Source organism: Helicobacter pylori (genome assembly GCF_011140715.1).
In the GTDB taxonomy this organism is placed as follows: Bacteria; Campylobacterota; Campylobacteria; order Campylobacterales; family Helicobacteraceae; genus Helicobacter; species Helicobacter pylori_DA.
The window spans coordinates 1-4,346 of record NZ_SFZZ01000056.1 but is presented as its reverse complement, the minus strand read 5'-3'; the positions used below and the strand labels follow the sequence as shown (position 1 = coordinate 4,346).

The 4,346-nt window shown below is 35.8% G+C and carries 4 protein-coding genes; 3 read left to right on the top strand and 1 reads right to left on the bottom strand.

What is annotated here, in order from left to right; genetic code table 11:
* Positions 1 to 37 precede the first annotated feature (37 nt).
* Both EWZ81_RS08495 and EWZ81_RS05420 read left to right on the top strand, forming a co-directional pair.
* Positions 38 to 124, top strand: a complete 87-nt coding sequence (locus EWZ81_RS08495; RefSeq protein WP_240146750.1) for an AAA domain-containing protein — start codon at positions 38 to 40, stop codon at positions 122 to 124.
* 83 nt (positions 125 to 207) lie between these two features.
* Complete coding sequence (locus tag EWZ81_RS05420; RefSeq protein ID WP_240146749.1) at positions 208 to 864, top strand: DEAD/DEAH box helicase; 657 nt, start codon at positions 208 to 210, stop codon at positions 862 to 864.
* Positions 865 to 1,111: 247 nt separating this feature from the next.
* On the opposite strand, the gene EWZ81_RS05415 is transcribed toward EWZ81_RS05420, so the two are convergent.
* On the bottom strand, positions 1,112 to 1,300 hold the full coding sequence (locus tag EWZ81_RS05415; RefSeq protein WP_165549284.1) for an urease-enhancing factor: 189 nt from the start codon (positions 1,298 to 1,300) through the stop codon (positions 1,112 to 1,114).
* Positions 1,301 to 1,685: 385 nt separating this feature from the next.
* Here EWZ81_RS05415 and cagA point away from each other — a divergent pair.
* On the top strand, positions 1,686 to 4,346 hold a 2,661-nt coding region (gene cagA / locus EWZ81_RS05410; protein ID WP_165549283.1), incomplete at its 3' end, for a type IV secretion system oncogenic effector CagA.

Sequence of the window (4,346 nt, the reverse complement as noted above, 5' to 3'; positions counted from 1 at the left end):
TGTTGGTCTTGCTGTTAAGCATCTTGGGATTGAATTGATGGAATTTGATGTTACCATCATAGATGAGGCAGGCAGGGCCACAGCACCAGAAATCTTGATTCCTGTGCTTCGCACTAAAAACTGATCTTAATAGGCGATCACAACCAGCTCCCACTTAGCATTGATAGGCACCTCCTAGAACAATTAGAGAGCGATAATCTTCAAAACTTGGATGCCATTGATCGCCAATTATTGGAAGAGAGTTTTTTTGAAAATCTCTATAAGCATATTCCAGAGAGTAATAAGGCCATGCTTAATGAGCAATTTAGAATGCCTGCTCCTATTGGATCGCTAGTTAGTCAGCTTTTTTATAAAGAGAAACTTAAGAATGGAGCAATCAAAAATACCTCGCAATTTTACGATCCTAAGAATATTATCCGTTGGATTAATGTTGAAGGGGAGCATCAACTAGAAAAAACAAGTAGCTATAACAAAGATCAAGTTCAAAAAATCATAGAGCTTTTAGAGCAAATCAATCGCGCTCTTAACCAAAGAAAAATCAGAAAAACCATAGGAATTATCACACCTTATAATGCCCAAAAAAGACGCTTGCGATCAGAAGTGGAAAAATGCGGCTTCAAGAATTTTGATGAACTCAAGATAGACACTGTGGATGCCTTTCAAGGCGAGGAGGCAGATATTATCATTTATTCCACCGTGAAAACTTGTGGTAATCTTTCTTTCTTGCTAGATTCTAAACGCTTGAATGTAGTTATTTCTAGGGCAAAAGAAAATCTCATTTTTGTGGGTAAAAAGTCTTTCTTTGAGAATTTGCGAAGCGATGAGAAGAATATCTTTAGCGCTATTTTGCAAGTCTGTAGATAGGTAATCTTTTCCAAAGATAGCCATCAGACATTCTTCGCTTCAAAACACTCCTAAATTGCAAACTTATTTTTTTGAATGCTTTACTTTATGGTGGCATGACTTTCAAAATACTCAAAAATCCTAGATGAGAGCTTGAGTTGGATTGACTTTAGTTTATTTTAATTTTTCTTTATTTTGAAATATCTTGAAATGCTTGGCTCAACCAACATGAGCCAAAAGAGACAAAATATTTTTTAAGAAGAAACCCTTAGAGCTTAGTATCGGTTTGATTAGTAAAATAAGGGTTTCCAAAGTCCTTAGGCGTGTAGCATAATTCTTTTTCTATAAAAGCACCTTTAATGCAAGCGACACGCAGAGCGTCAAAGCGAGTCTCAACGCTCGTGCAACCGCCGAGTAAAGACGCTCCAATAAACATGCTATTTCTAATGGTTTTCATTTTATATCCTTTTGTTTTAAAATTTTTTGATTGAATAACCTAAACACTTTAAATTATATGATTAGAATTTTAGGATTTATTGTTAAACAAAAAGTAAATGAAACTCAAAACAATCACAATAACGCCCTAAATCCAAACCATAAACGCTACCCTTTGTAAGCCTTGCTAATTTTTGCTATAATAAAGCCCTAACTAAAATTTCTCCTTTTATTTTAGTTAGACTTCTTGAATTAAAATTATAGTAGACTTGTTACACCTTGTTCTAAATATTATGGTATAATGATAATGTTCAAAGACATGAATTGACTACTCAAGTGTGTAGTGCTTTTTAGCAGTCTTTGATACTATACCGATAGGTATGAAACTAGGCATAGAAGGAGAAACAATGACTAACGAAACTATTGACCAACAACCACAAACCGAAGTGGCTTTTAACCCGCAGCAATTTATTAATAATCTTCAAGTAGCTTTTCTTAAACTTGATAATGCTGTCGCTTCATTTGATCCTGATCAAAAACCAATCGTTGATAAGAATGATAGGGATAACAGGCAAGCTTTTGATGGAATCTCGCAATTAAGGGAAGAATACTCCAATAAAGCGATCAAAAATCCTACCAAAAAGAATCAGTATTTTTCAGACTTTATCAATAAGAGCAATAATCTAATCAACAAAGACAATCTCATTGATGTAGAATCTTCCACAAAGAGCTTTCAGAAATTTGGGGATCAGCGTTACCGAATTTTCACAAGTTGGGTGTCCCATCAAAACGATCCGTCTAAAATCAACACCCGATCGATCCGAAATTTTATGGAAAATATCATACAACCCCCTATCCCTGATGACAAAGAAAAAGCAGAGTTTTTAAAATCTGCCAAACAATCTTTTGCAGGAATCATTATAGGGAATCAAATCCGAACGGATCAAAAGTTCATGGGCGTGTTTGATGAATCTTTGAAAGAAAGGCAAGAAGCAGAAAAAAGTGGAGAGCCTACTGGTGGGGATTGGTTGGATATTTTTTTATCGTTTGTATTTAACAAAAAACAATCTTCTGATGTCAAAGAAGCAATCAATCAAGAACCAGTTCCCCATGTCCAACCAGATATAGCCACTACCACCACCCACATACAAGGCTTACCGCCTGAATCTAGGGATTTGCTTGATGAAAGGGGTAATTTTTCTAAATTCACTCTTGGCGATATGGAAATGTTAGATGTTGAGGGAGTCGCTGACATTGATCCCAATTACAAGTTCAATCAATTATTGATTCACAATAACGCTCTGTCTTCTGTGTTAATGGGGAGTCATAATGGCATAGAACCTGAAAAAGTTTCATTATTGTATGCGGGCAATGGTGGTTTTGGAGCCAAGCACGATTGGAACGCCACCGTTGGTTATAAAGACCAACAAGGTAACAATGTGGCTACAATAATTAATGTGCATATGAAAAACGGCAGTGGCTTAGTCATAGCAGGTGGTGAGAAAGGGATTAACAACCCTAGTTTTTATCTCTACAAAGAAGACCAACTCACAGGCTCACAACGAGCATTAAGTCAAGAAGAGATCCTAAACAAAATAGATTTCATGGAATTTCTTGCACAAAACAATGCTAAATTAGACAACTTGAGCGAGAAAGAGAAAGAAAAATTCCGAAATGAGATTAAGGATTTTCAAAAAGACTCTAAGGCTTATTTAGACGCCCTAGGGAATGATCGTATTGCTTTTGTTTCTAAAAAAGACACAAAACATTCAGCTTTAATTACTGAGTTTAATAAGGGGGATTTGAGCTACACTCTCAAAGATTATGGGAAAAAAGCAGATAAAGCTTTAGATAGGGAGAAAAATGTCACTCTCCAAGGTAACCTAAAACATGATGGCGTGATGTTTGTTGATTATTCTAATTTCAAATACACCAACGCCTCCAAGAATCCCAATAAGGGTGTGGGTGCTACGAATGGCGTTTCCCATTTAGACGCAGGCTTTAACAAGGTAGCTGTCTTTAATTTGCCTGATTTAAATAATCTCGCTATCACTAGTTTCGTAAGGCGGAATTTAGAGGATAAACTAACCACTAAAGGATTGTCCCTACAAGAAGCTAATAAGCTTATCAAAGATTTTTTGAGTAGCAACAAAGAATTGGTTGGAAAAGCTTTAAACTTCAATAAAGCTGTAGCTGAAGCTAAAAACACAGGCAACTATGATGAAGTGAAAAAAGCTCAGAAAGATCTTGAAAAATCTCTAAGGAAACGAGAGCATTTGGAGAAAGAAGTAGAGAAAAAATTGGAGAGCAAAAGCGGCAACAAAAATAAAATGGAAGCAAAAGCTCAAGCTAACAGCCAAAAAGATGAGATTTTTGCGTTGATCAATAAAGAGGCTAATAGAGACGCAAGAGCAATCGCTTACAGTCAGAATCTTATAGGCATCAAAAGGGAATTGTCTGATAAACTTGAAAACATCAACAAGGATTTGAAAGACTTTAGTAAATCTTTTGATGAATTCAAAAATGGCAAAAATAAGGATTTCAGCAAGGCAGAAGAAACGCTAAAAGCCCTTAAAGGCTCGGTGAAAGATTTAGGCATCAATCCAGAATGGATTTCAAAAGTTGAAAACCTTAATGCAGCTTTGAATGAATTCAAAAATGGCAAAAATAAGGATTTCAGCAAGGTAACGCAAGCAAAAAGTGACCTTGAAAATTCCGTTAAAGATGTGATCATCAATCAAAAGGTAACGGATAAAGTTGACAATCTCAATCAAGCGGTATCAGTGGCTAAAGCAACGGGTGATTTCAGTGGGGTAGAGCAAGCGTTAGCCGATCTCAAAAACTTCTCAAAGGAGCAATTGGCCCAACAAACTCAAAAAAATGAAAGTTTCAATGTTGGAAAAAAATCTGAAATATATCAATCCGTTAAGAATGGTGTAAACGGAACCCTAGTCGGTAATGGATTATCTGGAATAGAGGCCACAGCTCTCGCCAAAAATTTTTCGGATATCAAGAAAGAATTGAATGAGAAATTTAAAAATTTCAATAACAATAATAATGGTCTCAAA